A 26,993-nucleotide genomic window follows, 5' to 3' on the forward strand; every position below is an offset into this window, starting at 1 on the left:
CTCGCAGGAGTGAGCATGTCGCCCTCCCCGTCCGCCGATCGGCCGCCAACCCCGGCCCGTCCGGCGTACGCCGAACGGCTGGACCTGCCCTGGTGGCTGTGGCTGACCGGGCTGGTGGCCGCCGCGCTGCTGGCCGTCGAGATCTGGATGGGCGGCCCCGGCGTCCGGGCCTGGCTGCCCTTCGCGGTGCTGCTGCCGGTCACCGCCGCCGGGCTGTGGTGGCTGGGCCGGATCCGCGTCGCGGTCGCCGACGCCGAGTTGCGGGTGGACGACGCCCGGCTGCCGGTGCGCTTCGTGGCCGACGTGATCCCGTTGGACGTGGCCGGCCGCCGTGAGGTGCTCGGGGTGGGCGCGGACCCACTCGCCTTCGTGGTGCAGCGGCCCTGGATCGGCGGCGCCGTGCAGGTGGTGCTCGACGACCCGGCCGACCCGACCCCGTTCTGGGTGGTGAGCACGAGGCGTCCGGTCGAGTTGGCCGAGACGGTGCTGGCCGCGCGGGACGCCGGCCGGCCGGCCGACCGTACGGCCGGCGAGCCGGGCTGACCGACGCCGACGACCCCGCTCAGGTGCCCGTCGGCGGGCCGGGCAGGGCCGGCGGCGGCGCCGGCCGGGCGATGCCGCGACGGCGCAGGTCCACCTGGAGCTGGTCGGCCATCTGCCGGGTGGCCCGGCGGTTGAGGAAGCTGGCCACCGCCGCGCCGGTCAGGAACGGCCCGAGCGTGGTGAGGTTGCGCCCGAATCGGCGCAGCAGCATGTCCCGCATCTCCTTGCGGGCGGCGGTGCCGAGCACCGCGCCCACGCCCACACCGGGCACCATCGGGTTGACCCCGCGCTGGGTGGCCCAGGAGTGCACCAGGGCCACCGCTCGTTGGCTGCCGGCGCTTGGCAGCGACACGCCGTGGATCTCGTGCAGCTCACCGATCAGTTTCAGCTCCACCGCCACGACGGCGACCGTCTCGGCGGCGAGCAGCACGGGCGCGGAGAGCAGCGTGGGCGCGACGGTCCATTCTACGGCGGCGACTCCCCCGCCGGCCGCGCCGATCCCGGCGGTGGCGCGGGAGGCGTTGCGGATCAGTCGCTCGGCCAGGGCGGCGTCGTCCAGGCCGGGAAAGTGTCGACGCAGGGTGGCCAGGTCCCGCACCGGTACGTGCGGGGCGATCTCGGCCACCGTGTCGGTCATCCAGCGCACGGCGGCGCGGGGCTTGAACAGGTCGGAAATGCCTCGGCTGCGGGCCTGCCCCATTATCCGGGTGAGCAGTTGCCGCCGCCGGGCCGGCTCGATGTCGTCCGCGGTCAACGCCGCGACGGTGGCGCCGAGATCGTCCGCGCCGTCGTCGGTGGTGTCGCCTCGATCGCTCATGGGTCGGACCTCCCGGTGGTGTGGCTACCCGCTACGAGTCAAACAGGTACCCACCGGCGTCGCACGCCTACACCGGTAGCGGCGGCCCCGATCAGGAGGCCGCCGCCGGTGTCGTGAGTGTCAGACGCACTCTCGGCAGATCAGCTCGCCGTTGCGCTCGACCGCCAGCTGGCTGCGATGGTGGACCAGGAAGCAGCGGGCGCACCGGAACTCGTCCTGCTGCATCGGTAGCACCTTGACAGTGAGCTCCTCGTCGGCCAGGTCGGCACCGGGCAGCTCGAAGCTCTCGGCGACCTCGGCCTCGTCGACGTCCACCGCGCCCGACTGTGAGTCGACGCGCCGTGCCTTGAGCTCTTCCAGGCTGTCCTCGCCGAGGTCGACCTCGTCGCGACGCGGGGCGTCGTAGTCGGTGGCCATCGGATGTCACTCTCCCATATCGATGTTGTCGCTTCCGGTTGTAACGCCGGACGACGCTGTTTCGGTTCCGCTGGCCGGCAACCACTTGTGTCGGGCACCCGACCCGCGGGACCGTACGGGTCGGGACCGCTGGGGCCACTCCCCTGCGAGCGCGGAACCTTACCCCCCCTTGGGCGAGGCATGTATACCGCCCTTGCGGCTGAGATGTACGCCCCCGCACGCGAAGTTGTTCCCAATGTGATTCAGGCGACACGAAGATAGGGGTAGTAGTACCCGGTTCAGGGTCGGCGCGCCGGCATGTCGGACTGTTTCCACGCGACGGCCGGACAACCGTTAACCTCAGCGGCGTATTCGACGGCCGGCGGTCAGTGCGATCGTTGGCGGCCGCCGCCACCCACCTGAGGTCCCGGGAGCGCCCAGATGAGTTTTGCGCGAGTGCGAGCACTCGTCGTCGTCGGCCTGCTGGGGGTCCTGGCCCTGGCGTTCGTGATCACCGCGATCGTCCGCGACAGCCAGGGCGAGGCCGGCGCGGCGGGCGGCTGCCCGGACGGTTGGCCGTTGGCCGACGTCACCCTGCACGAGCCCAAGGACGTCAAGATCAACGTCTTGAACGCGACCGACGAGCCGGGCCGGGCGGGCGCCGTCGCCGACGACTTCCGCAACCGCAAGTTCCAGGTCAAGAAGGTCGGCAACGCGCCCAAGGGCATCGACGACGTCGCCGTGCTGAAGTTCGGCCCCAAGGGCGTCAGCTCCGCCCACCTGCTCAAGGCGTACTTCCTCAACAACGCCGAGCCGGTCTACGACGACAAGCGCACCGACGACACCGTGGACGTGGTGTTGGGCAACGGCTTCCAGCAGCTCGCCACCACCACCGAGGTCAACCAGTCCCTCGGCGACCTGGGCCCACCGGTCGCGCCGGCGGGCTCCTGCCCGTCCCCCGCCGCCAAGAAGTGACGGCGTAACCGGGCCGTCCGCCCCGCGCCGAGCATCCGGGTCCACCCCGGCGGAGCGGTCAGGGGCCGCCGGAGGCGTCCAGGGCGGCCAGCCGGTCGTGCAGCCCGGCGAAGAGGGCGGGCGGGGCCGCGATCACCAGGTCCGGGCCGGGCGGGCGACCGGCCAGGCCGGAGACCCGCACGCCCGCCTCGGCGGCCACCAGCCCGCCGGCGGCCAGGTCCCAGGCGGCCAGGCCCTTCTCGAAGTACGCGTCCAGCCGCCCCTCCGCCACCAGGCAGAGGTCCAGGGCGGCGGCGCCGAGGCGGCGGATGTCCCGCACCGACGCGATCAGTCCGGCCACCACCGACGCCTGGTGCGCCCGTCGGCCGGCGTCATAGCCGAAGCCGGTGCCGACCAGCGCCTGCCCCAGATCCGTCTCGCCGGAACAGCGCAGCCGGACGCCATCGCGCCAGGCGCCGCCACCAGCGGTGGCGGTCCACTCCTCGCCGGTGTGCACGTTGCGCACCACGCCGGCGACCACCACCCCGTCCACCTCGGCGGCCAACGACACCGCGCTGTACGGCAACCCGTAGAGGTAGTTCACGGTGCCGTCGATCGGGTCGACGATCCACCGCACGCCGCCCGGCTCCGCCGGACCGGTGTCCTCCGTGCCGTACTCCTCGCCCAGGACCGCGTCCCCCGGCCGCAGCGCGCGCAGCGCGTCGAGGACCTGCCGCTCGACGGCCCGGTCGGCCGCCGTGACCACGTCGGTGACCGTGCTCTTGGTCGCCGCCACGGAGACGCCCTCGACCCGCATCCGGTACGCGGTGGCGGCGGCGTCCCGCGCCACGTCGAGCGCGATCGCCAACAGTTCCCGCGGTGTCGGCGCCGAACGGTCCATTCCAGGGTCCCTTCCCGTACGACCGGGGCGTTCCGGGCCGTGCGCGAGTATCATCCTTACAAAGTCCACATCTGCGCCGAATCGGCGGTCCCGCTGCCGTTACGCCGTGCGGCGCAGGATGATCGCCGCAGACGGCGTTACAATTCACCCCTGCCCACGCGCCACGGACCGCCGACCACCGGCCGGCCCGGGACACGGGGGTCCCTCAACCACATCGCCCGGCCCGGTTGCCCCACGCTGTGCCGGACGACCCGGCCGTGCCCGCTCTTCGCCTCCGGAAGGTCATTCGTGACAGAACCCCGCCAGCCCGGCGCCGACGTTCGCTCGCTCACCGACACCCTGATCGCCCACGCGCAGAGCGCCGGTGGTCAGCTCACGTCGGCCCAGCTCGCGCGCACCGTCGAGACCGCCGAGGTGACTCCGGCCCAGGCCAAGAAGATCCTGCGGGCGCTCTCCGAGGCGGGAGTGACCGTTGTGGTGGACGGCTCGGCGAGCACCCGCCGCCGGGTCGCCGCGGCCCGCTCGACGACCCCCGCGTCCCGGGCCACCACCGCCAAGACCACCAAGAAGGCCGCCGCGCCCGCCCCGAAGCAGGCGCCCGCCTCCGACGCGGCGCCGCCGGCGCCGGCGCCGCGCAAGGTGGCCGCTCGCAAGGCCGCCGGCAGCACCGCCGAGGTCGCCGCCGCCGCGGCCACCCCGGCGAAGGCGACCAAGTCCACCCGCGCCACCAAGGCGACGGTCGCCGCGGCGGCCGGAGCCAAGCCGGTCAAGGCCGGCGGCAAGGCCAAGGGCGAGGGCGCCGAGGGTGAGATCGACCCCGAGGAGCTCGCCGCCGTCATCGAGGACGTGGTGGTGGAGGAGCCGGCCGAGCTGGCCCAGGCCGCCGAGACCGACGCCGCTGCGTCGGCCACCGACAACGACTTCGAGTGGGACGACGAGGAGTCCGAGGCGCTCAAGCAGGCCCGGCGCGACGCCGAGCTGACCGCCTCCGCCGACTCCGTCCGGGCGTACCTGAAGCAGATCGGCAAGGTCCCGCTGCTCAACGCCGAGCAGGAGGTGGAGCTGGCCAAGCGGATCGAGGCCGGGCTCTACGCCGCCGAGCAGCTGCGCGCGGCCGACGAGGGCGAGGAGAAGCTCGCCCGGGAGATGGTCCGCGACCTGGGCTGGATCTCCCGCGACGGCGAGCGCGCCAAGAACCACCTCCTCGAGGCGAACCTCCGTCTGGTCGTCTCCCTGGCCAAGCGGTACACGGGGCGCGGCATGGCCTTCCTGGACCTCATCCAGGAGGGCAACCTCGGCCTCATCCGCGCGGTGGAGAAGTTCGACTACACCAAGGGCTACAAGTTCTCCACGTACGCCACCTGGTGGATCCGGCAGGCCATCACCCGCGCCATGGCCGACCAGGCCCGCACCATCCGCATCCCGGTGCACATGGTCGAGGTCATCAACAAGCTCGGCCGCATACAGCGCGAGTTGCTCCAGGACCTGGGCCGCGAGCCCACTCCCGAGGAGCTGGCCAAGGAGATGGACATCACACCCGAGAAGGTGCTGGAGATCCAGCAGTACGCTCGGGAGCCCATCTCGTTGGACCAGACCATCGGCGACGAGGGTGACAGCCAGCTCGGTGATTTCATCGAGGATTCCGAGGCTGTGGTCGCCGTCGACGCGGTCTCGTTCTCGCTCCTGCAGGACCAGCTCCAGCAGGTGCTTCAGACGCTCTCCGAGCGTGAGGCGGGTGTGGTACGCCTGCGCTTCGGCCTGACCGACGGTCAGCCGCGGACGCTGGACGAGATCGGTCAGGTCTACGGGGTGACCCGGGAGCGGATCCGGCAGATCGAGTCCAAGACGATGTCCAAGCTGCGTCACCCGTCCCGGTCGCAGGTCCTCCGGGATTACCTGGACTGAGCCGGTTTCGTCAACCGGACGTGTCGTTTTGATCACCTGGTGTGCAACACCAGATGGTGATCGTCCGGATGCACGAATGTGATCGTTGACGTGGCACCCTGGGTTCACGGCACACTGTCCCTGCCATGTGTGACCTCGGTCCCCCGCGGGCACACAGGGAAGGCAGTGCCCGGCACGGGTGTTGCACGATAGGTGAGCAACGACCGAAGAGATTGTTCATCGGTGACGACCAGAGGAGGAAGGCGATGAACTCGACCCTCACGCCGCCGCCCGAGACGGTGGTTCCCCCAGCCGCCGATGAACGGTGCGACCGCTGCAATGCTGCCGGCAAGCTCCGGATCACCCTGGCGGGTGGGAGCGAACTGGTGTTCTGCGGGCACCACGCGAACAAGTACGCGGAGGATCTCGTGAAGATCACCGAGCGGTTCGCAACGGAGCCCGACTTCAGCTGGCGTGGCGCCGATCTGATGGCGAACTAAATCCGCAAACCGACATAGCCGGCCGGAGGCACCCCACGGGGCGCCTCCGGTCGGCTTTTCACTTTCTGCCCAACCGCGCCCCGCGACTCACCGGCGTCGCACGCTCGGTGCACGGGGGCTAGAGGGTCTGCACGGTGGCGATGCGTTCCTCGAGCTGCTCGATGGTGGCCTGGGCGCTCGGCGGGCCGCCGCAGAGCCGGCGCAGCTCGGCGTGGATCTTGCCGTGGGGTTGGCCGGTGCGATGGTGCCGGGCGGCCACCAGAGCGTTCAGTTGACGCCGGAGCGCCACCCGGCGTTGGGCGGCACTCATGGGTACCGGCGGTGCCGCGGTGGCCGCAGCGGCCGGCTGAGCGGCCCGCTCGGCGGTACGGCGGCGCTGGGCGGCGAGTTGGTCGGCCTGCCGTTTGGTGAGCAGCAGGGAGACCTGGTCGGCGGTGAGCAGGCCGGGCAGGCCGAGGTACTCCTCCTCCTCGGGGGTGCCGGCCTGGGCGGCGGTCCCGAACGACGCGCCGTCGAAGATCACCTGATCCAGTTCGGCGGTGGCCGAGAGCGCGGCGAACCGCTTCTCCAACTCCCCGCTGGCCTGGTCGTCACGCTGTGCCCGTTCCAGCAGGTCGTCGTCGAAGCCGTCGGAGTCCTTGGGTTTGCCGAGGACGTGGTCCCGCTCGTTCTCCATCTCGCTGGCCAGCCCGAGCAGGTGCGGCACGCTGGGCAGGAAGACCGACGCGGTCTCGCCGGGGCGGCGGGCCCGCACGAACCGGCCGATCGCCTGGGCGAAGTAGAGCGGGGTGCTGGCGCTGGTGGCGTAGACACCGACCGCCAGTCGCGGGATGTCGACCCCCTCGGACACCATCCGCACCGCGACCAGCCACCGCTGGTCGGACGCCGCGAACGTCGCGATCCGCGCGGACGCGCCCTGGTCGTCGGAGAGCACCACGGTGGCCTTCTCGCCGGTCACCTGCTCGATGAGCTTGGCGTAGGAGCGGGCGGTCTGCTGGTCGGTGGCGATGATCAGGCCACCGGCGTCGGGCATGCCGGCGTTGCGCAGCACGGTGAGTCGGGCGTCGGCGGCCCGCAGCACCTGGGGCATCCAGTCCCCCGCCGGGTCGAGGGCGGTACGCCACGCCTGCGCCACCAGATCCTGGGTCATCGGCTCGCCGAGGCGGGCCGCCAACTCCTCCCCGGCGTTGGTGCGCCAGCGGGTCTCCCCGGAGTACGCGAGGAAGAGCACCGGCCGGACAACTCCGTCGCGCAGCGCGTCGGCGTAGCCGTAGACCGAGTCGGCGTGGGAGCGCAGCAGCCCGTCACCGCCCCGCTCGTAGGTGACGAACGGGATCGGGTTGTCGTCGGAGCGGAACGGCGTACCGGTGAGCATCAGCCGGCGTACGGCGGGCTCGAAGGCGTTCTTGACGCCGTCGCCCCAGGAGCGGGAGTCGCCGGCGTGGTGGATCTCGTCGAGGATGACCAGGGTGCGGCGGGTCATGGTGCGCCGCCGGTGCACCTGCGGGGCCATCCCCACCTGGGCGTAGGTGACCACCGCGCCGTGGAAGTCGGCCGCCGAGTGCACGTCGGCGTTGCGGAACGCGGCGTCGAGCTGAATGCCCACCCGGGCCGCGGACTCGGCCCACTGGTTCTTCAGGTGCTCGGTGGGCGCGACCACGGTGACCGCCTCGACGGTGCCGTCGCCGAGCAGTTCGGCGGCGATCCGCAGGGCGAAGGTGGTCTTTCCGGCGCCCGGCGTGGCGACCGCGGTGAAGTCCTCGGTACGCCGTCGCAGGTACTCCACCAGGGCCTTGCGCTGCCAGGCACGGAGTGCCGGGAACGTCTCGAGCACCGGCGTCCGGGCTGCCACGCGAAAGCTCCTCTCCGACCGCACGAGGGCGGACACCGGGCGAGGGCCACGAGTACCGCCGCCCATGAAAACGCCTCCGCGCAGAAGCTGCCGCGAAGGCCGACTCAGCATAACCAGCGCGGGCCCGCGGGCCCAGGCGACACCACGCCTGTCACATTCACCACCGGAGCACGGTCAGCCTCACCACTCCCGGTCGGCGCGCGGATCGGCCCCGTTCGCACGCGGTGGCCGCAGCGTCGCCACCGGGGCGGACCAGCGGCGGCGCAACGCGATCAGGCGCAGCCCGACCACCCCGACAGCGGCGGCGGTGAGTGGTGCCGGCCCGGTGTGGCCGGTGACGTACAGCAACGCCACCGCGACCGATCCGGCCAGGGCGGCCACCGCGTAGATCTCCCGGCGCAGCACCACCGGGATCTCGGCGGTCAGCAGGTCCCGGCCGAGCCCGCCGCCGATCGCGGTGAGCATGCCGATCAGGCAGGCGCCGACCGCCGGCACCCGGGCGTCGAGCGCCTTGAGCGTGCCGGTGACGGTGAACAGACCGAGGCCCGCCGCGTCGAGCACCAGCACCGTGCTGCGCAGTCGGGCGAGCTGTGGGTGCAGCCAGAAGACGGCGAGCGCGGTGATCGCCGCGGTGGCGGCGTACCGCCAGTCGGCGAAGGCGAGCGGCGGTACCTCGTCGATGACCAGGTCGCGGAGGATCCCGCCGCCGAGCGCGGCCACGAAGCCGACGAACGCGACGCCGAACAGGTCGAGTCGTTTGGCCACCGCCGCCGAGGCGCCGGAGGCGGCGAAGACCGCCACTCCGGTCAGGTCGGCGAGGAGCAGGGCGGTGGAGGTGGTCACCGCCGCAGGCTACGTCGCCGGCCGGAGCGCCGGCCGGGGTTCACTCGCGGTACGAGTCGTAGATCTCCTTGCACTTGGGGCAGACCGGCGAGCCCGGCTTGGCCGCCTTGGTGACCGGGAAGGTCTCCCCGCAGAGCGCGACGACGAAGGTGCCCATGACGGCACTCTCGGCGATCTTCTCCTTGCGGACGTAGTGGAACATCTCGGGACCGGTGTCGGCGTCCTTCAGTTCCGGACGCTCGAGAACCTCTGTGCTCACGTCTGCACCTCCAACCGTCAAGTTTGGCAGGTCATCACGGCCGGGTCCACTTGAGCCCGGTCGGGGTCCCACCCCGTACCGTGCCGGTGTGACTGACTTTCGCATCAGCTACGGCACCGAGGTCGCCGAAGCCCTGCGCGACGGCCGGCCCGTCGTCGCCCTGGAGAGCACCATCGTCTCGCACGGCCTGCCCCGTCCGCAGAACCTGCGGGTGGCTCGGGAGATCGAACAGGCGGTCCGGGACGCCGGGGCGGTGCCGGCGACGATCGGCATGATCGGTGGCGAGCTGGTGGTCGGCCTGGACGACGCGCAGCTGACCCGGCTGGCCACCGTCGATGGCGTGACGAAGCTCTCCGTCCGCGACCTGGCCGTGGCGGCGGCGACGGGCGCGGACGGCGCCACCACCGTGGCGGCGACCAGCGCGGTGGCCGCCGCCGCCGGGATCGGGGTGTTCGCGACCGGCGGCCTGGGCGGGGTGCACCGGGAGGCGGCGCACACCTTCGACGAGTCGGCGGACCTGGTCACCCTGGCCCAGACCCCGATCACTGTGGTCTGCGCCGGGGTCAAGTCGATCCTCGACGTGGGCGCGACGCTGGAGCGCCTGGAGACCCTCGGGGTCGCCGTCATCGGCTACCGCACCCGCCGGTTCCCCGGCTTCTATCTCACCGACGCGGGCTTCGACCTGGACTGGTCGGTGGACTCGCCGGAGCAGGTCGCCGCCGTGCTGGCCGCCCGGGACGGGCACGCCGTGCACCTCGGAGGTCTGCTCGTCGCCAACCCGCTGCCGGTCGACGAGCAGCTCGACCCGGAGCTGCACGACCGGACCCTCGCCGAGGGCCTGGCCCTGCTGGAGCGGGACGGGGTGACCGGCAAGGCCGTCACGCCGTACCTGCTGGCGCACTTCCACTCGGCCACCGAGGGCGCGAGCCTGGCGGTGAACGTCCGGATCATCCTGCGCAACGCCGACCTGGCCGCGCGCATCGCGGTCGCCGCGGTCGCCCGCACCTCCGCCGTCCCGGCATGACCCGTCCGGCCCGCGTGGTCGTCGTCGGGGACGTGATCACCGACGTGGTGGCGGTGCTGTCCGGGCCGCTCGCGGCCGGTTCGGACACCGGGGCCGAGATCAGTTTCGGCGGCGGCGGGCAGGCGGCCAACACCGCCGCCTGGATCGCCGCGCAGGGGGTGGCCGTCACGCTCGTCGGCGCGGTCGGCGACGACGACGCCGGGCGCGACCGGATGGCCGAGCTGGACCATGCGGGCGTGGACTGCGCGGTCGAGCGGGTGGTGGACGCCCCGACCGGCACGGTGATCGTGCTGGCCGCCGACGGCGAGCGGACCATGGTCACGTCGCGGGGCGCGAACCTCGCGTTGAGCGCCGAGCACGTGGAGAAGGCCCTCGCGGCAGTGCCCGACGCGGGGCATCTGCACCTGTCCGCGTACACCCTGTTGGACGCCGGGTCGCGCGGCGCGGGGTTGCGGGCGCTGGCCGCCGCCCGCGAGCGCGGGCTCACCACAAGCGTCGACGCGGCGTCCGCGGCGCCGCTGCGGCGGGTCGGCGCGCGGACCTTCCTGGGTTGGGTACGCGACGTCGACCTGCTGCTGGTCAACGCGGACGAGGCCACGGTGCTGGCCGGCGGGCTGGACCCGGCGGCACAGGGGCGCGCGCTGTCGGCGACGGCTCGGCGGGTGGTGGTCAAACGTGGCGCGGCGGGAGCGGTCTGGGTCGACCGCACGACGCCGGTCTGCACGGCTCCGGCCCGCCGGGTGGCGGTGGTGGACGTCACGGGCGCGGGCGACGCCTTCGCGGCCGGCCTGCTCACCGCGTGGCTCGCCGGTGCCAGCCCGACCGCGGCACTGAGCCGCGCCACCGACCTGGGCGCGCTGGCCGTCTCCACAGCCGGCGCACGGCCGCAGCCGTAAGAGCCGGCGCACGGCCGCAGCCGCAGCACGGCCGTGACGGTCGAGCCCTGGCCCGCTCGCGGGTCAGGGCTCGACGTCGATGACCTTGTGCGGGCGCTCGTCGGCGGTGAGACTCATCGGCGGCGCCTCGTCCTGCCGCCGGGGATGGAACCGATTGGCCAGCCGGTGCTCCTCTTTCGGCGGCCGGTCGTTGGCCAGCAGCACGGCCAGCCACGGAATGAGCACCATGCCGAGGGCGCACAGCGGCAGCCAGACCCAGAGCAGTGGGGCGTTCGCGCCGACCAGGATCGCGCCGGCGATGATGCAGGCCACCCGGATGCCCATCATGAGGACGTAGCGGCGTTGACGGCTGGTGAGCTGATCATTCTGGCTGCGCGAGGCATCGGTGATCAGAATCGGCTGGTACGCCTGACGCTTCACCATGGACCTCCTCGAAGGGATTACGCCCCATCCTGTCACCACCGAAGCGTGATCAGCGAAAATTGACCCAGCCCGGTACGTGTTACGCGCGTGGTACGCTGCGCGGTGTGGGCAGCAGGTTCAGCTTCACCGACGAGGCGTTGGCCAACCTGAGGGTCTACGACGTCACTCCCGGGGAAGTCTGGGAGGCGCTGCACAGCCCTCGGCGGGTCATCCGCCACCTGGGCGACGACGTGATGGTGGTCTACGCCGCCGCCCGGCGGGGCCGCCGCCTGGCGGTGCTGCTCGCCGAGGCCGACGGCACCGACAACGACTGGGACATCCTCTCCGCCCGCGAGCTGAGCGACGTCGAGTCGAAGCGCTACGACGAGGCCGTGCGGAGAGATCGCCGATGAGGAGGCCGTGACGATGCACCGTAACGACGCGACCAAGCAGTTCCACAGCGGCGACGACCGGCTCGCCGACCTGATCGACGACAGCCCGGCGGTGGACCTGCCCACCCCCGACACCGACGTGCCGATGGTGAGCCGATCGGTGCGGCTGCCGCTGGAGACCTACGAGCGGGTCCGCACCGCCGCCGACGCCCGGGGCATCGGGGTCACCACCCTGATGCGGCAGTGGATCGAGGCCGGCCTGGCCGACCTGGACGACTCCGCCACCGTCTCCCTCGCCGACGTCCGGCGGGCGCTGGCGTCGCTGGCCCACCCGACCGCCGCCTGAGCGTCAGCCCCCCGCAGCCTTCGCCGCCGCCTTCATCTGCTGCTTGTACTCCCGCACCCGGCGCAGCGAATCGGCGTCGGCGACGTCCGCCACCGACCGGTACGCGCCGGGATCGCCGTACCCGCCGGCCGCCTCCCGCCAGTTCTGCGGGTTCACCCCGAACCGCTTGCCGAGCAGGGCCACGAAGATCTGCGCCTTCTGCTTGCCGAAGCCGGGCAGCCCGGCGACCCGCCGCAGCAGCTCCGGCCCGTCGGCGACGTCGGCCCAGAGCAGCGCGGCGTCCCCGTCGTAGCGCTCCACGAGCACCTGGCAGACCTCCTGCACCCGGGCCGCCATCGCCTTCGGGAACCGGTGCAGCGCGGGCGGCTGGGCGAAGATCGCGACCAGGGCTTGCGGGTCGTAGCCGGCCAGCTCCGCGGCGTCCAGGTCGTGGCCGAGGCGCTGGGTGAGCACGTACGGCGAGGAGAACGCCTTCTCCATCGGCACCTGCTGATCCAGGGTCATGCCGATGAGCAGGGCCAGCGGACTGCGCTCCAGCAGCCGGTTGGCCTCCGGATCGATGGGCAGCACGAGCGTCATACCTGCCATCTTGCCTGGCGCGCCGATTCGGGCAGACACCGACGCTCCGGCAGTCGTCCGGCGGGTGCTGCCGACGCGGGGCGGGGCGAAAGGCAGGATGAGGGCGTGGACGAACACGACATGCTGCTCTCCCCCGCCGGCGTCGACGCGCTGCGGACCGCGCTGACCCGAACGGGGTTCACCAGCCACGGCATCGCCGAGCGGCTGGGCGCGCAGGCCACCGCTGCGGTCTCCCGCAACGACTACCGGGCCGCGCTGCGCGCCACCGAGGACGGCGACCCGCTCGGCACCCTGATCCGGGTGTTCATCTGCGACCAGACCGAGCCGGAGGCCGCGGTGGCTGCCGCGCTGGCGCCGCTGCGCCTTGCGGAGGCGCTGGCGGGCGGGCTGGTCGAGCGGTACGGCGGCGGTCTGCGTGCCGGCGTCGACCTGGAGCCGTACGGCGACGACTGGTGGGTGCTCGCCGACGTGCCGGCCAGCGCCCGGCCGGGTCGTCCGCTGCACGCCGAGCACGTGCTGGGCATCGGCGGCGCCACCCAGACCCTGATCGGCGCGACCGTGCGCCGGCGGGTGGGCAGCGCGCTGGACCTGGGCACCGGCTCCGGCGTCCAGGCCCTGCACCTGGCCACCCACGCCGACACGGTGACCGCCACGGACCTCTCCGAGCGGGCTCTGCGCTTCGCCGCGACCACCGCCGCTCTCAACGGCCAGGACTGGGAGCTGCTGCGGGGTGACCTGGTCGCCCCGGTGGCCGGCCGTCGCTTCGACCTGGTGGTGAGCAACCCACCGTTCGTGGTCGGTCCGGGCACCACCACGCACGTCTACCGCGACTCGGGCCGGGTGGGTGACGCGATCGCCGCCGAACTGGCCTCCGCCGCCCCCGGCCTGCTCACCGAGGGCGGCACCATGCAGTACCTGGCGAACTGGGTGCACGTCGCCGGCGAGGAGTGGGACGAGCGGGTGGCCGGCTGGTTCGCCGGCACCGGCCTGGACGCCTGGGTGATCCAGCGCGAGGTGGCCGACCCGATGGCGTACGTCGACCTGTGGCTCACCGACGTCGGCGAGGGCGCCGACCCGCAGCGGGCGGCCGTCTGGCTGGACTGGTTCGACGCGCACAAGATCGAGGCGATCGGCTTCGGCATCGTGTCTCTGCGCCAGGGTGGGCACGCCGACCCGGTGGTCCGCGTGGAGGACCTGCGTCAGCGGGTCCAGCCGCCGCTGGGCGACCAGATCGGCGCCTGGTTCGACCGCCAGGACTTCCTGCGGGTACGCGACACCGAAGCGCTGCTCGCCGAGCGCTACCGGGCCACCGACGGCCTCCAGCTGCGTCAGGAGGCCACCATGGGCGACGAGGGCTGGGCGGTGGACCGGCAGGTGCTCGCGATGCCGCACGGCCTGCGCTGGACCGAGGAGATCGACCCGCTGGTGCTGGCACTGGTCGGTGGGGCCGACGGCCGGCTGCCGCTGCGCGACCAGCTCGCCCTGCTCGCGGCGGCCCACGACGTCGAACCCGCGGAGATGGCCGAGGCCGCCGGCCCGATCGTCGCGCACCTGGTGGAGCGCGGCTTCATCGAACCGGTGACCACGTGATGCCAGCGATGTGCGCGGTGGCACGCTGATGCGGGCGGTGGTGCAGACCGTCGGGCGGGCCAGCGTGACCGTCGACGGCGAGGTGGTCGGCGCGATCGAGAACGGCCTGCTGGTGCTGCTCGGAGTGACCCACACCGACACCGCGCAGACCGCTCAGACCATGGCGCGCAAGGTGCACGAGCTGCGCATCCTGGACGGTGAACGGTCCGCCGCCGACACCGGCGCGCCGATCCTGCTGGTCAGCCAGTTCACCCTCTACGGCGACGCCCGCAAGGGCCGCCGTCCAAGCTGGACGGCGGCAGCCCCCGCCGAGGTCGCCGAACCCCTGGTGACAGCGGTGGTCGACGCCCTACGCGAACGAGGCGCCAAGGTCGAAACGGGCCGCTTCCGAGCCCACATGCTGGTGGAAAGCCTCAACATAGGCCCCCAAACCCTCCTCCTAGACCTCTAACCCCCGCCCCTCTTCCCGGTGATCAAGAGGTTTGCGTCAGAATCCGGCCCCAAGGTGACGCAAAGCTCTTGATCACCGGGGCAGCCGGGGGTCAGGAGAAGAGGCCTCGGCGGGACAGGGACTGGCGGAGCCAGGTGTCCAGTTCGGCGGTCCAGTCGGTGTTGTCGGCGGTGGCGTGCTCGACCGTGAACCGGCCGAAGGCGTCCCGGCCCTCGGTGAAGACGCCGCCGCGTTTGTCGACCTCCAGCACCACCTGCATCTGTCGCGCGTCGGCGATGAAGGTGACCTCCAACTGGTTGATCGAGCGGGCGTACTGCGGTGCCGGGCTGAACTCGATCTCCTGGTAGAAGGGCAACGTCTGCCGTACGCCGTAGAGGTGTCCACGCTCCACGTCGGCGCGCGCGAACCGGAAGCCCAGCCGCAGCAGCGCCTCCAGCAGCCGCTCCTGGGCGGGCAGCGGGTGCACCGACACGGCGTCCAGGTCACCCGTGTCGACGGCGCGGGCGACCTCCAGCTCGGTCCGCAGCCCCATCGTCATGCCGTGCAGGTGCTGCCCGTACAGCTCGGTGACGGGTGTCTCCCAGGGCACGTCGAAGCGGAACGGGAGATCGTGGCGCTGCCCCGGCTCCAGCCGGAACGCACCGGTGACCCGCTGGCGGTGGAACTCCTGGGTGGTGTCGTAGTCGTTGCCGCCGCTCTCCACCTCGACCCGGGTGACCAGGCCGAGCGTGACGTCGTCGATGTCGACCTGATGGTCGCCGCCGAGCACCTGGACGTGGCCCTCCAACTGCCCGCCGGGGCGGCAGTTCGGGTTGGCGAGCACCGTCTCGACCGAGGGGCCGCCGACCCCCATCGCCTTCATGAGCCGCTTGAAGACCACACCGTCCTCCATCGTCGGACCACGCCGACCCGGGGCGGCCGACCGTCCGCAACGTAGCCGGGCCGGGCACGCAACCGCCGGGATGACACACCGCGGCAACGATCCGGCCGGATTCCTGTCGGGTGCCCGATCGCCTCACTCCCGTTTCACGCTCTGCCCGCCAAGCTGTGTGTCACACCGGCACCACTGGGCCGGAGACACGGCACAGACGTGGACACGGGGAGAGACAGAGATGGTCCTGCAGATGACGGAACACCGGACGCGCCCGGCCACCAGCACCGAGACCAACGGGGCCGCCGAGGCCCTCACCGACCTGGACGCCACCGACGAGCGCGGCATCTCCACCGACCTGGTCCGGGCGTACCTGAACGGAATCGGCCGGACGAAGCTGCTGACCGCGGCGCAGGAGGTCGACCTGGCCCGGCGGATCGAGGCCGGCCTGTTCGCCGACGAGAAGCTCGCCACCTGCACCCCGGTCTCCGAGGAGCTGCGGGCCGACCTGGAGCTGATCGTCGCCGAGGGCCGCGCCGCCAAGGACCACCTGTTGGAGGCGAACCTGCGGCTGGTGGTCAGCATCGCCAAGCGCTACACCGGACGCGGGATGGCCTTCCTCGACCTGATCCAGGAGGGCAACCTCGGGCTCATCCGGGCGGTGGAGAAGTTCGACTACGCCAAGGGTTACAAGTTCTCCACGTACGCCACCTGGTGGATCCGGCAGGCGATCACCCGTGCCATGGCCGACCAGGCCCGCACCATCCGCATTCCCGTGCACATGGTCGAGCAGGTCAACCGGATGGTCCGGGCCCGCCGGGAACTGGCGGTGACGCTGGGTCGCGAGCCAGGAGTCGCCGAGGTCGCCCGGGCCCTGGACATCCCCGAGTTCCAGGTCATCGAGCTGATCTCGTACGACCGCGAGCCGGTCAGCCTGGACCAGGCCGTCGGCGACGACGGCGAGAGCGCGCTCGGTGACTTCGTGGCCTCGGTGGACCCGCGCACCGACCCGGGCGAGGGTGCCGCGCAGGGCGAACTGCGCAACGAGGTGAGCATCGTGCTGGCCACGCTGTCGCAGCGGGAGCAGGCGGTCATCCGGCTCCGGTTCGGGCTGGACGACGGCCGGCAGCGCACCCTGGACGAGGTCGGCCGCGAGTTCGGCCTGTCCCGCGAGCGCATCCGGCAGATCGAGAAGGTGACGTTGCTGAAGCTGCGCGCTCCGGAGCGGGCGCAGCGCCTGGAGGCGTACGCCTGCTGACGCACCGGATGAGCAGGAAAGGTCCCGGCGGTTCGCCGGGACCTTTCCTGCTGTCGGGGTGCTTGACTGTGGCGCCGACCGGCGCCGCGACGAGCGAGGAGAGTGCCATGAACTGGACGTTGGAAGTGGTGATCGTGCCGGTCTCCGATCTGGACCGGGCGAAGACGTTCTATGCCGACCAGCTCGGCTTCGCCGTCGACCACGACACGGTGATCAGCGACGAGGCCCGCATCGTGCAGTTGACCCCGCCCGGCTCGGGCTGCTCGATCGTGATCGGCAAGGGCGTGGTCCCGGAGATGCCGCCGGGTTCGCTCAAGGGCCTGCAACTGGTGGTGCCCGACCTGAAGCGGGCCCACGCGGAGCTGGTCGCCCGTGGCGTGGAGGTCAGCGACATCCAGGTGGTGGGCCAGAACCCGAGCCCGGTGCCGGACCCGCTGGACAACGTCGGCTTCATCTTCTTCGCCGACCCGGACGGCAACACCTGGGGCGTCCAGCAGATCTCCAGCCGCGCCTGAGCGGCCGCGGTCAGAGGCGCCGGGGGCCGGTGTCCGGGCGGGCGGCCACCCCGCCCACCCGCACCTGGGCGTGCAGGACCGAGATGCCGTCCGGGCGGGCGAGCACCGGGTTGAGGGTCACCGAGCGCACGCGGGGCTGCTCGTCGGCCAGCTGACCGACCCGCAGCAGCAGGTCGGCCAGCGCCGCCCGGTCCACCGGCGCGGCGCCCCGGTGCCCCCGCAACAGCGGTGCCGCCCGGGGTTCGTCGACCAGCTCGGCGGCGTCGGTGTGGGTCAGCGGCACCGCCCGCCAGGCCCGATCGCCCAGCAGCTCGGTGGCGACCCCGCCGAGGCCGAAGCCGACCACCGGCCCGAACGCCGGATCTTCCACCAGCTCCACCACGCAGGCCACACCGGGCGGGACCATCGGCTGCACCAGCACGTCCGCGCCGAAGCCGGCGGCCATGTCGGCGTACGCGCGGCGGACGCTCGCCTCGTCGGGCAGATCGAGGCGGACCGCGCCCAGGTCGAGCCGGTGTCGCAGCCCCGCGGCGGCGGCCTTGAGCGCCACCGGGTAACCCACCCGCGCCGCCGCGTCGACCGCCGCGTCGACCGAGTCCACGGGCACCGACGCGACGGTCTCGATGCCGTACGCGGCCAGCAGCGCCTCCGCGTCGGTGCCGTCGCCGCGCAGCGCGGCCGCTGCGGCGTCCCGGTCGATCCCGGGCAGCTCGGGCGCGACCCCGGGTGGGCGGCGCAGCCACTCGGCGTACCGGTGTACCCGGGCGAGCGCCCGGACGGCCTCCTCCACGCCGGCGTACGCCGGCACCCCGGCCGGCAATCGACCGACCAGGAACGTCGCCACGGTCGGCTTGCCCAGGGCGAGGGCGGCCGGCAGCGCGGCGGTGACATCGGCGTCCACCTCGGTGCGTTGGCCGGGCAGGGGCGGGGCGAAGACCACGACGAGCGCGTCCACCCGGTCGTCGGCGGCCGTCTCGGCGAGGGCGGCGGCGAACTCGTCGGCGCCGGCGCTCGGCGCGACGTCGCGCGGGTAGCCCTCGGCGACGGTCAAGCCCTGCCCGACACAGGCCGTGGCGGCCAGGCCGGTCAGCGCCGACGAGTTGCCGACCACGCCGACCCGGCCGCCGGCCGGCAGCGGCTGGTTGGCCAGCAACACCCCCACGTCGAGCAGCTCCGGCACGGTGTCCACCCGGATCACCCCGGACTGGGCGAACAGCGCGGCCACCGCCACCTCGTCCGGGCCGGCGGTGTCGCCCACACCGGCCGGGCGGGCCGGCGAGGCAAGCGCCACGACCGGTTTCGCCCGGCCGATCCGCCGGGCCAGCCGGGCGAACTTGCGCGGATTGCCGAACGTCTCCAGATACAACATGATCACGTCGGTGCCCGGGTCGTCCTGCCAGTACTGCAGCAGGTCGTTGCCCGACACGTCGGCCCGATTGCCGGCCGACACGAAGCTGGACAGCCCGAGGCCACGCCGGTCCGCCTCGGCGAGCAGCGCCACCCCGAACGCGCCGGACTGGCTGAAGATGCCGACCCGACCGGCCGGCGGCAGCGCCGGGGCGAGGGTGGCGTTGAGGCGTACCGTCGGGTCGGTGTTGGCCACGCCCAGGCAGTTCGGGCCCACCACGCGCATCCCGGCGGCGTGCGCCGCGCGGACCAGCGCACGTTGCCTGGCCGCGCCCTCCGGGCCGGCCTCGGCGAAGCCGGCCGAGATCACGACCAGGCCGTGCACCCCGGCGGCGGCCGCGTCCGCGACCACCGCGGTCGCCGCCTCCGGCGGGACCGCCACCACCGCCAGGTCCACCGCGACCCCGGCGTCGACCGCCGAGGGGTACGCAGGCAGCCCCGCCACCGTCGACGCGCTCGGGTGCACCGGCACCACCGCGCCGGTGAACCCGCCGTCGCGCAGGTGCCCGAGCACGGCCGCGCCGACGCCCTGGCCGGTGGCGCTCGCGCCGTAGACGGCGATGCCTCGCGGGGCGAGCAGCCGGGCGATCGAGCGGGCCTCGGTGCGGTGCTCCCGGCCGCGCTGCACCTCCAGGGTCGCCTCCGTCGGGGCGATCGGGAAGCTCAGGTGCACCACCCCGTCGGCGTACGCGCGCTGCACCTGGTAGCCGAAGTCGGAGAAGACCCGCAGCATCGTCCCGTTGGCCGGCAGCACCTCGGCGACGAAGCTCAGGATGCCGTTGCGCCGCGCGGCGTCGGCCAGGTGCTCCATCAGCACCGGGCCGATGCCCCGGCCCTGGAAGGCGTCCTCGACCACGAAGGCGACCTCCGCCTCCGGCGCCTGCGGGCCGAGCCGCTCGTACCGGCCGACGGCGACGAGCCGGTCCCCGGCCAGCACCACGAACGCCTCCCGGTCGTGGTGGTCGACCGTGACGAACCGGATCAGATCCCGCTCCGGGATGCGCGGGTACGGCGAGAAGTAGCGCAGGTAGCGGGTGCGCTCGGAGAACCGGCTGTGCATCGCCACGATCGCCGGCGCGTCGTCCGGCCTGATCGGTCGCAACTGGACGGTGCTGCCGTCGCTGAGCAGCACGTCCACCGGCTGGTCCACGGTCGTCACAGGAAACGGCCCGGCTCAGTCCCGCGGGTCGTACGGGTCGAGCCCGAGCAGCGGGAAGACAGTCTTGCGAGTCGCCGCGATCGCCCGGTCCACCGCGTTCGGCTCGCCCGTCGGCTGCCACGGCTCGTACGACGGGTCCGCGTCGTCGGTCATCCGCAGCGGAATCTCCCGGCCCGGCCGACGGGCCGCGGCCAGCTCACGCCAGCCCGGCGGGGTGAGCGTCGCCGGGTCGATCGGGTCACCGGTCGCCACGGCCAACAGGTGGCTCCAGGCTCGGGGCACGACCTCGACCAGCGCGTACCCGCCGCCGCCGGTGGCCACCCAGCGGCCCTCGCACAGCTCGTCGGCGAGCGCCCGCAACGCCAGGTAGGTCGCGCGCTGCCCGTCCACCGTCAGGTTCAGGTCGGCCAGCGGATCCAGTCGGTGCCCGTCCGCGCCGCACTGGCTCACCAGCACCTGCGGCCGGAACGCGCGCAGCACCGACGGCACGATCGCGTGGAACGCCCGCTGCCAGCCGGTGTCGTCGACGCCGGGCGGCAGCGGCATGTTCACCGCGCTGCCCTGCGCGCCCGGCCCGCCGGTCTCGTCCGGGAAGCCGGTGCCCGGAAAGAGCGCGAGCGGCGTCTCGTGCAGGCTGACCGTGAGCACCCGGGGGTCGTCCCAGAAGATCTGCTGCACCCCGTCGCCGTGGTGCACGTCCACGTCGACGTACGCGATGCGCTCGGCGCCCAGATCCAGCAGGCGGGCGATGGCCACCGCCGGGTCGTTGTAGACGCAGAAGCCGGACGCCCGGGCGGGCATCGCGTGGTGCAGCCCACCGGCCACGTTCACGGCCCGGCGGGCGTCACCGCGCCAGACCGCCTCGGCCGCGGTCACGGTCGCGCCGGCGATCAACGCGCTGGACTCGTGCATCCCCTCGAAGACCGGGTTGTCGGAGGTGCCCAGCCCGTACCCGGCGAACAGCGGGTCACGCGGCGCGGCCCGCACCGCGGCCAGGTAGGCCGGGTGGTGCACGCGGGTGAGCAGGGCGTCGTCGGCGGGCTCCGGCTTGACCACGCGCACCCCGGGACGATCCAGGATGCCCAGCTCCCGGGCGAGCGCGACGGTCAGCTCCACCCGGACCGGGTCGAGCGGATGGTCACCCATGTCGTAGGCGAGCAGCGAGGGGTCCCACACCACTACCGTGTCGTCGGACATGAGCTCATCGTCGCACGAGGACCGTCGTCGGCCCACCGCACGCGCTGGTCAGCGGCCGGGTGTCGGCCCGGAGGCGACCGGCCGGGCCGGGTCGGCGACCCAGTTGCTCCACGAACCCACGTAGAGCGCGGCGTCCGTGCGGCCGGCCAGGTGCAGCGCGAGGACCGCCTGCGCGGCGGTCACCCCGGAGCCGCAGTACGCCCCGACCGTCCGCGCCCCGGTCGCGCCGACCGCGGCGAACCGCTCGCGCAGCACGTCGGCGGCCGGGAAGCGCCCGTCGGCGCCCACGTACTCGCCGGCGGGCAGGTTGGCCGCGCCGGGCACGTGACCGGCGACCGGGTCGATCGGCTCGACCTCGCCGGCGTAGCGGGGCGCCGCGCGCACGTCGAGCAGCACGGCGTCGTCGGCGGCAGCCAGCGCGGCGGCCTGCCCGGCATCCAGCACCGGAAGATCACCGGGGCGCACCTCGACGTCGCCGTCGGCCGGGGCGGGCGCGGTGGTGGAGACCCGTCGTCCGGCGGCGACCCAGGCCGGGAAGCCACCGTGCAGCAGGCGCACCGGCCGGTGCCCGGCCCAGCGCAACGTCCACCAGGCGCGCGCGGCGGCCAGGCCGTCGCCGCCGCCGTACACCACCACGGGGTGACCGGCGCGGACGCCGGCGGCCCGCAGCGCGGCCTGTAGCGCGCCCGGATCGGGCAGCGGGTGCCGGCCGCCGACCCCGGGCGGCCCACACAGCGCGGTGTCCAGGTCGACGAAGACCGCGCCGGGCAGGTGACCGGCCAGGTAGTCGTCGTGGCCGGGCGGGCCGGTGAGCCGCCAGCGGACGTCGAGCAGGGTGGGCGGGTCGGCGTGGTCGAGTTCGGCGGCGAGCCGGTCGGCCTCGACGAGCAGCTCCTCGGTACCGGACATGGCGACCATCCAACACCATCCGGATCACCACCACGCGATTCGGCGGCGGTCGCTCGCCGCGCGGCGGGGTAGCATCGAGCATCGGAGGGCCGCTTACCTTATGAAGTCTCACGATCTGGTCGACACCACTGATCGCGAAGCTACCTTCGCTACCTTCGGACAAAGGGGGCGAAAGTGAAGAGCCATGATCTAGTGGACACGACCGAGATGTACCTGCGCACCATCCTCGAGCTGGAAGAGGAGGGGGTGCCGCCGCTGCGCGCCCGGATCGCCGAGCGCCTCAAGCAGAGCGGCCCCACCGTCAGCCAGACCGTGGCCCGGATGGAGCGCGACGGCCTGCTCACCGTGGAGGGCGACCGGCACCTGACGCTCACCGCGCTCGGCCGGGGCAGCGCCGTCTCCGTGATGCGCAAGCACCGCCTCGCCGAGTTGCTGCTGGTCAACGTCATCGGGATGCCCTACGAGGAGGCCCACGAGGAGGCCTGCCGCTGGGAGCACGTGATGAGCGACGCCGTCGAGAAGCGGGTGTACGACCTGCTCAACCGGCCGACTCGCTCGCCGTACGGCAACCCGATCCCGGGTCTGGAGGAGCTGGGCTCCCCCGAGGCCCAGGCCAGCGAGGCCGGCGAGGGCGAGCGCAACCTGGCCTTCCCCGGGCTGTCCGGGCCGGTCGTGGTCCGCCGGATCTGCGAAAGCGTGCAGACCGACGCCGACGTGCTGCGCCAGCTGCACGCTGCCGGCGTCGACCCGGGTGCCACGGTGACCGTGGCGCAGGAGCGCGACGGGGTGTCGATCGACCGCTCCGGCGACCGGGTGCGGCTCCCCCGCGAGGTCGCCTCCCGGGTCTTCGTCGCGGCCAGCTAACCGACCTCGGGCGTCACAGCGCCCGCGTGTCCACCTTCTTGGCCAGCCCGACCAGGTCTCCGGCCAGCTTGTCGGCGGCCGCGCGGTCGGCGGCACGGGCCCCCGTCCAGGTCAGCGTGGCCAGGCGTCCGTCGGTGCCCAGCCAGCCGACCTCGGCGACCGGGCCGTGCCCGCCGGTCGCGGCGGTGGTACGCCGGTACGCCTGCTGACCCAGCCCGGTCACCTTCGCCGCCTTGTCGGGCATCACGTCCGCGCCGAAGGTCGTCTTGTCGATGGTGGTCTCGGACACACTGAGCATCAGCTCCGGCAGCGCCGCGCGCTCGGCCCGGACCACGCACGTGTGCGTGTCACCCCGCTCGCTGGCCGCCGCCACGTCGAAGCGCACCTTGACGAGCTGCTCGATCACCGCGAAGTCCAACAGCCGGCACGCGCCTCCTGAGGAGGCCGCCGACACGTCCAGGGCGACCGGCGCCTGCGGCGGCACCGCCACCGGCTCGGCCTCGGCGGCACAGCCGCTCAGCAGCAGGCCCGCAAGCCCGGCGACCACGATCCGCCCGCGCACGCTCCACCCTCTCGCCGACCGACGGCGGAGGGGGCCCCGCCGGATGTCCGTCGGACACCGTACGGGGTGTGCGGGTCGGGCGGAAGTCCTCGTGCACGCCTATTCCGACGGTGGATCGTCCACGTACGGGCAGTGCCGGCAGCCCCGGCCGCAGCACGCGCCGCGGCGGGCGAGGAAGCCGGCGCTGAGCACGAAGAGCCCCGTCGCCGGGTCGGGGTAACCGGCTTCGCCGGCGGCCAGCGCAGCGGCGTGCGCGGCGAGGATCCGGGCCCGCTCGGGGTGCTCGGACGGCAGCCGGGACGGGTGCGGCTCGGCGAGCGGCCGATCCGCCAGGGGTCGTCGCTCTCCGCTCACCCGCAGCAGTCTAGGGAGGACCCGTCGGCGGTGGCCCAGCCGTGCCGGGCGGGCGGAATTGCGGTGCCGGGTGGGGTTGCGCCTCGGTAGAGTCCGCGGGCCGCCGGCCGGCGGCGCTTACCCGCACGGACAGGCGGCGACGGTGAGTCAGCAGGTGCAGCGGTCCCCGGCGGTCGAGGCGGTCGAGGCGGGGGCGACCCCGTCGCTGTGGCGCAGCCGGAACTTTCTGCTGCTCTGGGGCGGTCAGACGGTCAGCGAGCTGGGCACGCGGATCGCCAATGTCGCAGTGCCGCTGCTCGCCGCCGACACCCTGCACGCCAGCGTGTTCCAGGTCTCCCTGCTGACCGTCCTGGCCTGGCTGCCGTACCTGCTGTTCTCGCTGCCGGCGGGCATCGTCGCCGACCGGCTCGACCAGCGGCGGCTGATGATCGCGTGCGACCTGGGTCGGGCCGCGCTCCTGCTGTCCCTGCCGGTGGCCGCGCTGGTCGGCCACCTCACCCTGCCCTTCCTGTACGCGGTGGTCGGGCTCGGTGGCGTGCTCACCGTGCTGTTCACCGTGGCGTACAAGACTCTGCTGCCCCGGCTGGTGCCGGCGGACCTGCTGGTGGACGGCAACGCCAAGTTGACCATCAGCCAGGACGCCGCCGAACTGGTCGGCCCGACGGTCAGCGGCGCGCTGATCGGGCTGGTCGGCGCCGCCCGCACCTTCCTGGCCAACGGGTTCGCCTTCCTGGTCAGCGCGCTGACGCTGATCCTGATGCGGCAGCCACCGGTACGCCGCGAGCCGGCTCCCCGCGTACTCCTGCGGGTGGAGTTGACCGACGGGCTCGGCTTCATCCGGCGGCAGCCGATCCTGGTCAGCATCCTGGCCTGCACGACGTGGTCGAACTTCTGGGTGATGACGTCCGCCTCGATCGAGGTGACCTTCCTGGTGCGGGAGCTGCACGCCGCGCCGGTGCAGGTGGGTCTGGTCTTCTCGGTCAGCGCCGTCGGCGGGCTGGTGGTGGGGGTGCTGGCCGCCCGGCTGTCGGCCTGGCTCGGCTCGGCCCGGGTGATCTGGGTGGCGATGACCGCGCCCGGCCCGTTCTATCTGCTGATGCCGTTGGCCCGACCCGGCTGGGGACTGCTGCTCTACGGAGTCGGACTGGCCGCGTTCTCGGCCAACGCGGTGCTGTTCAACGTGGCGGCGATGTCGTACCGGCAGCGGATCACCCCGCCGGCGATCCTCGGCCGGGTCAACGCGGCGTTCCTCTGGATCTGCTTCGGGGTGATCCCGCTGGGCGCGCTGACCGGCGGCGCGCTCGGCACCACGCTGGGGCTGCGCGGCGCGCTCTGGGTCTGCGTACTGGGCACCTGGGCGGCGTGCCTGTTCGTGGTCTGCTCGCCGCTGCGCCGGATGCGGGACACGCCGGCGGACGTCGGCGTCTGAGAGGGTGGGGCATGCCCACCTTCGCCGCCTCGGACGGCACCACGCTCGCGTATCGGAGTCTCGGCGGGGGCGACCCGCTGATCTGCCTGCCGGGCGGGCCGATGCGCGACTCGGCGTACCTCGGTGACCTGGGCGGCCTGTCCTCGCATCGGAGCCTGGTTCGGCTGGACCTGCGCGGCACCGGCCGGTCGGCGGTGCCGTCGGACGCCTCCTCGTACCGGTGCGACCGCCTGGTCGCCGACGTCGAGGCGCTACGCGTGCACCTGGGGCTCGCCCGGCTGGACCTGCTCGGGCACTCCGCCGGCGCGAACGTGGCGCTGCAGTACGCGGCCCGACACCCCGACCGCGTGGGCCGGCTCGCGCTGATCACGCCGAGCACCCGGGCCGTGGGGCTGGAGGCGACCGCCGCTCTGCGCCAGGAGGTCACCCGGGCCCGCGCCGATGAGCGGTGGTACCCGGAGGCCGCCTCGGCGCTGGAGTCCATGGTGACCGGACGGGCCACCGGCGACGCCTGGCAGGCGATCGCGCCGTTCTTCTACGGCCGGTGGGACACGGCGGCCCGCGCGCACCAGGCGGTCGAGGCCGCCCAGCGCAACCAGGAGGCCGCCCGGATGTTCGGCGCCGACGGCGCTTTCGACCCGCCGGCCACCCGCGCCGCGCTCGCCGCCCACCCACGCCCGGTGCTGCTGCTCGCCGGTGAGCTGGATCTCGGTGCCCCGCCGGGCCTGGTTGCCCAGCTCGCGGAGCTGATGCCCGGCGCCGAGCTGGTCGTACAGCCCGGCGCGGGGCACTACCCGTGGCTGGACGACGCCGACCGGTTCACCGCCACCGTCTCGGCGTTCCTGCGCTGATGCGGTGGCTTGAGTCTCCACCGGGGGGAGACGCGAGGGTGGGGGCATGAGCGGTGACGAGCGGTACACGATCGGCGACCTGGCCCGACGCACCGGGCTGAGCGTCAAGACCATCCGGTACTACGCCGACAGCGGGATCGTGCCGCCGACCGACCGGAGCCCGGCCGGCTACCGCCAGTACGGCCCGGAGGCCGTCGCGCGACTGGAACTGGTCCGGACGCTGCGCGACCTGGGCGTGGACCTGGCCTCCATCCGTCGGGTGGTGGACCGCGAGGTGCCCCTGCACGAGGTGGCCGCCGCGCACGCCGAGGCGCTGGCGGTGCAGATCCGGGTGCTGCGACTGCGCCAGGCCGTGCTGACCGTCGCGGCGAGGCGGGAGGCGGGCCCCTCCGAGGTGGACGACCTGCACCGGTTGGCCCAGCTCACCGCCCACCAACGGGGGCAACTGGTGGACGACTTCCTGGACAGCGTCTTCACCGGCGACCCGCCGACGTACCCGGGCGTGCTCGTCTCGATGACGCCGGACCTGCCCGACGACCCCACCGCCGAGCAGGTGCAGGCGTGGGTGGAGTTGGCCGACCTGTGCCGGGACCCTGCCTTCCGGGCGAGCATGCGGCGGCTCGCTCGCCAGCACGCCGCCGACAACGACGTGCCCGGGCTGCCCCGCCCGGACGCCGTCGCCATGGTCCGGGACGGGGTGGCCAACGCCCTGGCCGCCGGTCTCGATCCGGCCGGACCCGAGGCCGGGCCGGTGGTCGCGGCGGTCACCGACCGGTACGCCCGCCTGCACGGCCTCCCCGACGACGCCGACCTGCGCCAGCGGTTGCTCGACCGCCTGGTGCTGGCCAATGACCCTCGCCGGGACCGTTACCTCGACCTGCTGTCGGTGATCAACGGCTGGTCGGGCGGTGGCGCGGTCGCGCCGGCGGCGGACTGGTTCATCCGTGCCCTGCAAGCCCGGACGCCCGCGCCGAACCGCTGAACCGGC

30 protein-coding genes are annotated in these 26,993 nt (G+C 73.3%); 16 read left to right on the plus strand and 14 right to left on the minus strand.

The window, feature by feature from the left end; genetic code table 11:
• Positions 1-15 precede the first annotated feature (15 nt).
• On the plus strand, positions 16-543 hold the full coding sequence (locus ABZU53_RS05250; protein ID WP_355063980.1) for a DUF3093 domain-containing protein: 528 nt from the start codon (positions 16-18) through the stop codon (positions 541-543).
• Between the two features lie 19 nt (positions 544-562).
• On the opposite strand, the gene ABZU53_RS05255 is transcribed toward ABZU53_RS05250, so the two are convergent.
• Together ABZU53_RS05255 and ABZU53_RS05260 are read right to left on the minus strand one after the other, a co-directional pair.
• A complete protein-coding gene (locus tag ABZU53_RS05255; protein ID WP_355063981.1) occupies positions 563-1,360 on the minus strand; it encodes a hypothetical protein in 798 nt (265 codons plus the stop codon).
• Positions 1,361-1,480: 120 nt separating this feature from the next.
• Positions 1,481-1,777 (minus strand): DUF4193 domain-containing protein, encoded by a 297-nt coding sequence (locus ABZU53_RS05260; protein ID WP_007075406.1) that lies wholly within the window; start codon positions 1,775-1,777, stop codon positions 1,481-1,483.
• A gap of 435 nt (positions 1,778-2,212) precedes the next feature.
• On the opposite strand from ABZU53_RS05260, the gene ABZU53_RS05265 reads away from it, so the two are divergent.
• Positions 2,213-2,731 carry a LytR C-terminal domain-containing protein gene (locus tag ABZU53_RS05265; protein ID WP_354862507.1) on the plus strand — a complete coding sequence of 173 codons (519 nt, stop codon included), beginning with the start codon at positions 2,213-2,215 and terminating at the stop codon, positions 2,729-2,731.
• Positions 2,732-2,789: 58 nt separating this feature from the next.
• Here ABZU53_RS05265 and ABZU53_RS05270 read toward each other — a convergent pair whose 3' ends face one another.
• Positions 2,790-3,611 carry an inositol monophosphatase family protein gene (locus tag ABZU53_RS05270; RefSeq protein WP_354862506.1) on the minus strand — a complete coding sequence of 274 codons (822 nt, stop codon included), beginning with the start codon at positions 3,609-3,611 and terminating at the stop codon, positions 2,790-2,792.
• 288 nt (positions 3,612-3,899) lie between these two features.
• Between ABZU53_RS05270 and ABZU53_RS05275 the strand changes: the two genes are divergently transcribed.
• Together ABZU53_RS05275 and ABZU53_RS05280 are read left to right on the plus strand one after the other, a co-directional pair.
• Entirely contained in the window at positions 3,900-5,516 is a 1,617-nt protein-coding gene (locus ABZU53_RS05275) for an RNA polymerase sigma factor (RefSeq protein WP_355063982.1), read from the plus strand.
• A gap of 245 nt (positions 5,517-5,761) precedes the next feature.
• Entirely contained in the window at positions 5,762-5,995 is a 234-nt protein-coding gene (locus ABZU53_RS05280) for a hypothetical protein (protein WP_234587953.1), read from the plus strand.
• A gap of 118 nt (positions 5,996-6,113) precedes the next feature.
• On the opposite strand, the gene ABZU53_RS05285 is transcribed toward ABZU53_RS05280, so the two are convergent.
• The 3 genes from ABZU53_RS05285 to ABZU53_RS05295 form a co-directional block, all read right to left on the minus strand.
• On the minus strand, positions 6,114-7,847 hold the full coding sequence (locus tag ABZU53_RS05285) for a DEAD/DEAH box helicase (protein WP_354863158.1): 1,734 nt from the start codon (positions 7,845-7,847) through the stop codon (positions 6,114-6,116).
• A gap of 180 nt (positions 7,848-8,027) precedes the next feature.
• Positions 8,028-8,690: a trimeric intracellular cation channel family protein gene (locus ABZU53_RS05290; protein ID WP_355063984.1), complete on the minus strand. Its 663-nt coding sequence runs from the start codon at positions 8,688-8,690 to the stop codon at positions 8,028-8,030.
• 40 nt (positions 8,691-8,730) lie between these two features.
• On the minus strand, positions 8,731-8,949 hold the full coding sequence (locus tag ABZU53_RS05295) for a DUF3039 domain-containing protein (protein ID WP_007456912.1): 219 nt from the start codon (positions 8,947-8,949) through the stop codon (positions 8,731-8,733).
• Between the two features lie 88 nt (positions 8,950-9,037).
• On the opposite strand from ABZU53_RS05295, the gene ABZU53_RS05300 reads away from it, so the two are divergent.
• Together ABZU53_RS05300 and ABZU53_RS05305 are read left to right on the plus strand one after the other, a co-directional pair.
• Entirely contained in the window at positions 9,038-9,973 is a 936-nt protein-coding gene (locus ABZU53_RS05300) for a pseudouridine-5'-phosphate glycosidase (RefSeq protein ID WP_354863160.1), read from the plus strand.
• On the plus strand, positions 9,970-10,869 hold the full coding sequence (locus tag ABZU53_RS05305; RefSeq protein ID WP_355063986.1) for a PfkB family carbohydrate kinase: 900 nt from the start codon (positions 9,970-9,972) through the stop codon (positions 10,867-10,869). The genes ABZU53_RS05300 and ABZU53_RS05305 overlap by 4 nt, the downstream gene beginning before the upstream one ends.
• 63 nt (positions 10,870-10,932) lie before the next feature.
• Here the strand turns inward: ABZU53_RS05305 and ABZU53_RS05310 are convergent, their stop codons facing one another.
• The gene (locus tag ABZU53_RS05310; RefSeq protein WP_354861180.1) at positions 10,933-11,292 is read right to left on the minus strand and encodes a DUF3099 domain-containing protein; all 360 of its coding nucleotides are present in this window, start codon (positions 11,290-11,292) and stop codon (positions 10,933-10,935) included.
• Positions 11,293-11,396: 104 nt separating this feature from the next.
• On the opposite strand from ABZU53_RS05310, the gene ABZU53_RS05315 reads away from it, so the two are divergent.
• Both ABZU53_RS05315 and ABZU53_RS05320 read left to right on the plus strand, forming a co-directional pair.
• Positions 11,397-11,684, plus strand: coding sequence for a hypothetical protein (locus tag ABZU53_RS05315; RefSeq protein WP_354861181.1), 288 nt, complete (start codon positions 11,397-11,399; stop codon positions 11,682-11,684).
• A 13-nt stretch (positions 11,685-11,697) separates the two neighbouring features.
• Entirely contained in the window at positions 11,698-12,009 is a 312-nt protein-coding gene (locus tag ABZU53_RS05320) for a hypothetical protein (protein ID WP_354861218.1), read from the plus strand.
• Positions 12,010-12,012: 3 nt separating this feature from the next.
• Here ABZU53_RS05320 and ABZU53_RS05325 read toward each other — a convergent pair whose 3' ends face one another.
• Positions 12,013-12,597 carry an HhH-GPD-type base excision DNA repair protein gene (locus tag ABZU53_RS05325; protein WP_355064058.1) on the minus strand — a complete coding sequence of 195 codons (585 nt, stop codon included), beginning with the start codon at positions 12,595-12,597 and terminating at the stop codon, positions 12,013-12,015.
• Between the two features lie 96 nt (positions 12,598-12,693).
• On the opposite strand from ABZU53_RS05325, the gene ABZU53_RS05330 reads away from it, so the two are divergent.
• Together ABZU53_RS05330 and dtd are read left to right on the plus strand one after the other, a co-directional pair.
• On the plus strand, positions 12,694-14,178 hold the full coding sequence (locus ABZU53_RS05330; RefSeq protein ID WP_354861188.1) for a methyltransferase: 1,485 nt from the start codon (positions 12,694-12,696) through the stop codon (positions 14,176-14,178).
• A 28-nt stretch (positions 14,179-14,206) separates the two neighbouring features.
• A complete protein-coding gene (dtd, locus tag ABZU53_RS05335) occupies positions 14,207-14,629 on the plus strand; it encodes a D-aminoacyl-tRNA deacylase (RefSeq protein ID WP_354861190.1) in 423 nt (140 codons plus the stop codon).
• Between the two features lie 91 nt (positions 14,630-14,720).
• Here dtd and ABZU53_RS05340 read toward each other — a convergent pair whose 3' ends face one another.
• Entirely contained in the window at positions 14,721-15,509 is a 789-nt protein-coding gene (locus ABZU53_RS05340; RefSeq protein ID WP_355064060.1) for a sporulation protein, read from the minus strand.
• Positions 15,510-15,741: 232 nt separating this feature from the next.
• On the opposite strand from ABZU53_RS05340, the gene sigB reads away from it, so the two are divergent.
• Positions 15,742-16,758, plus strand: a complete 1,017-nt coding sequence (gene sigB / locus ABZU53_RS05345; protein ID WP_355063988.1) for an RNA polymerase sigma factor SigB — start codon at positions 15,742-15,744, stop codon at positions 16,756-16,758.
• Positions 16,759-16,865: 107 nt separating this feature from the next.
• The gene (locus ABZU53_RS05350) at positions 16,866-17,273 is read left to right on the plus strand and encodes a VOC family protein (RefSeq protein WP_355063990.1); all 408 of its coding nucleotides are present in this window, start codon (positions 16,866-16,868) and stop codon (positions 17,271-17,273) included.
• A gap of 10 nt (positions 17,274-17,283) precedes the next feature.
• On the opposite strand, the gene ABZU53_RS05355 is transcribed toward ABZU53_RS05350, so the two are convergent.
• Genes ABZU53_RS05355 through ABZU53_RS05365 form a run of 3 tightly spaced genes read right to left on the minus strand, consistent with a single transcriptional unit; the run spans position 17,284 to position 21,945 of the window.
• Positions 17,284-19,839: a GNAT family N-acetyltransferase gene (locus tag ABZU53_RS05355; RefSeq protein ID WP_354861196.1), complete on the minus strand. Its 2,556-nt coding sequence runs from the start codon at positions 19,837-19,839 to the stop codon at positions 17,284-17,286.
• Between the two features lie 15 nt (positions 19,840-19,854).
• On the minus strand, positions 19,855-21,036 hold the full coding sequence (locus tag ABZU53_RS05360) for an acetoin utilization protein AcuC (RefSeq protein ID WP_355063992.1): 1,182 nt from the start codon (positions 21,034-21,036) through the stop codon (positions 19,855-19,857).
• 48 nt (positions 21,037-21,084) lie between these two features.
• Positions 21,085-21,945 carry a sulfurtransferase gene (locus tag ABZU53_RS05365; RefSeq protein WP_355063994.1) on the minus strand — a complete coding sequence of 287 codons (861 nt, stop codon included), beginning with the start codon at positions 21,943-21,945 and terminating at the stop codon, positions 21,085-21,087.
• A 174-nt stretch (positions 21,946-22,119) separates the two neighbouring features.
• On the opposite strand from ABZU53_RS05365, the gene ABZU53_RS05370 reads away from it, so the two are divergent.
• Positions 22,120-22,809 carry a metal-dependent transcriptional regulator gene (locus ABZU53_RS05370; RefSeq protein ID WP_354861200.1) on the plus strand — a complete coding sequence of 230 codons (690 nt, stop codon included), beginning with the start codon at positions 22,120-22,122 and terminating at the stop codon, positions 22,807-22,809.
• 13 nt (positions 22,810-22,822) lie between these two features.
• On the opposite strand, the gene ABZU53_RS05375 is transcribed toward ABZU53_RS05370, so the two are convergent.
• Both ABZU53_RS05375 and ABZU53_RS05380 read right to left on the minus strand, forming a co-directional pair.
• The gene (locus ABZU53_RS05375) at positions 22,823-23,371 is read right to left on the minus strand and encodes a hypothetical protein (RefSeq protein ID WP_354861202.1); all 549 of its coding nucleotides are present in this window, start codon (positions 23,369-23,371) and stop codon (positions 22,823-22,825) included.
• A 99-nt stretch (positions 23,372-23,470) separates the two neighbouring features.
• Positions 23,471-23,725 carry a DUF5522 domain-containing protein gene (locus ABZU53_RS05380; protein WP_355063996.1) on the minus strand — a complete coding sequence of 85 codons (255 nt, stop codon included), beginning with the start codon at positions 23,723-23,725 and terminating at the stop codon, positions 23,471-23,473.
• 142 nt (positions 23,726-23,867) lie between these two features.
• On the opposite strand from ABZU53_RS05380, the gene ABZU53_RS05385 reads away from it, so the two are divergent.
• The 3 genes from ABZU53_RS05385 to ABZU53_RS05395 are packed head-to-tail and all read left to right on the plus strand — an operon-like array spanning position 23,868 to position 26,987.
• Positions 23,868-25,154, plus strand: coding sequence for an MFS transporter (locus tag ABZU53_RS05385; protein WP_355063998.1), 1,287 nt, complete (start codon positions 23,868-23,870; stop codon positions 25,152-25,154).
• Positions 25,155-25,165: 11 nt separating this feature from the next.
• Positions 25,166-26,005 carry an alpha/beta hydrolase gene (locus ABZU53_RS05390; protein WP_355064000.1) on the plus strand — a complete coding sequence of 280 codons (840 nt, stop codon included), beginning with the start codon at positions 25,166-25,168 and terminating at the stop codon, positions 26,003-26,005.
• A 46-nt stretch (positions 26,006-26,051) separates the two neighbouring features.
• The gene (locus ABZU53_RS05395; protein ID WP_355064002.1) at positions 26,052-26,987 is read left to right on the plus strand and encodes a MerR family transcriptional regulator; all 936 of its coding nucleotides are present in this window, start codon (positions 26,052-26,054) and stop codon (positions 26,985-26,987) included.
• Positions 26,988-26,993 lie beyond the last annotated feature (6 nt).

Origin of the sequence: Micromonospora sp. NPDC005194 (assembly GCF_040608335.1) — a bacterium.
Classification (GTDB): Bacteria; Actinomycetota; Actinomycetes; order Mycobacteriales; family Micromonosporaceae; genus Micromonospora.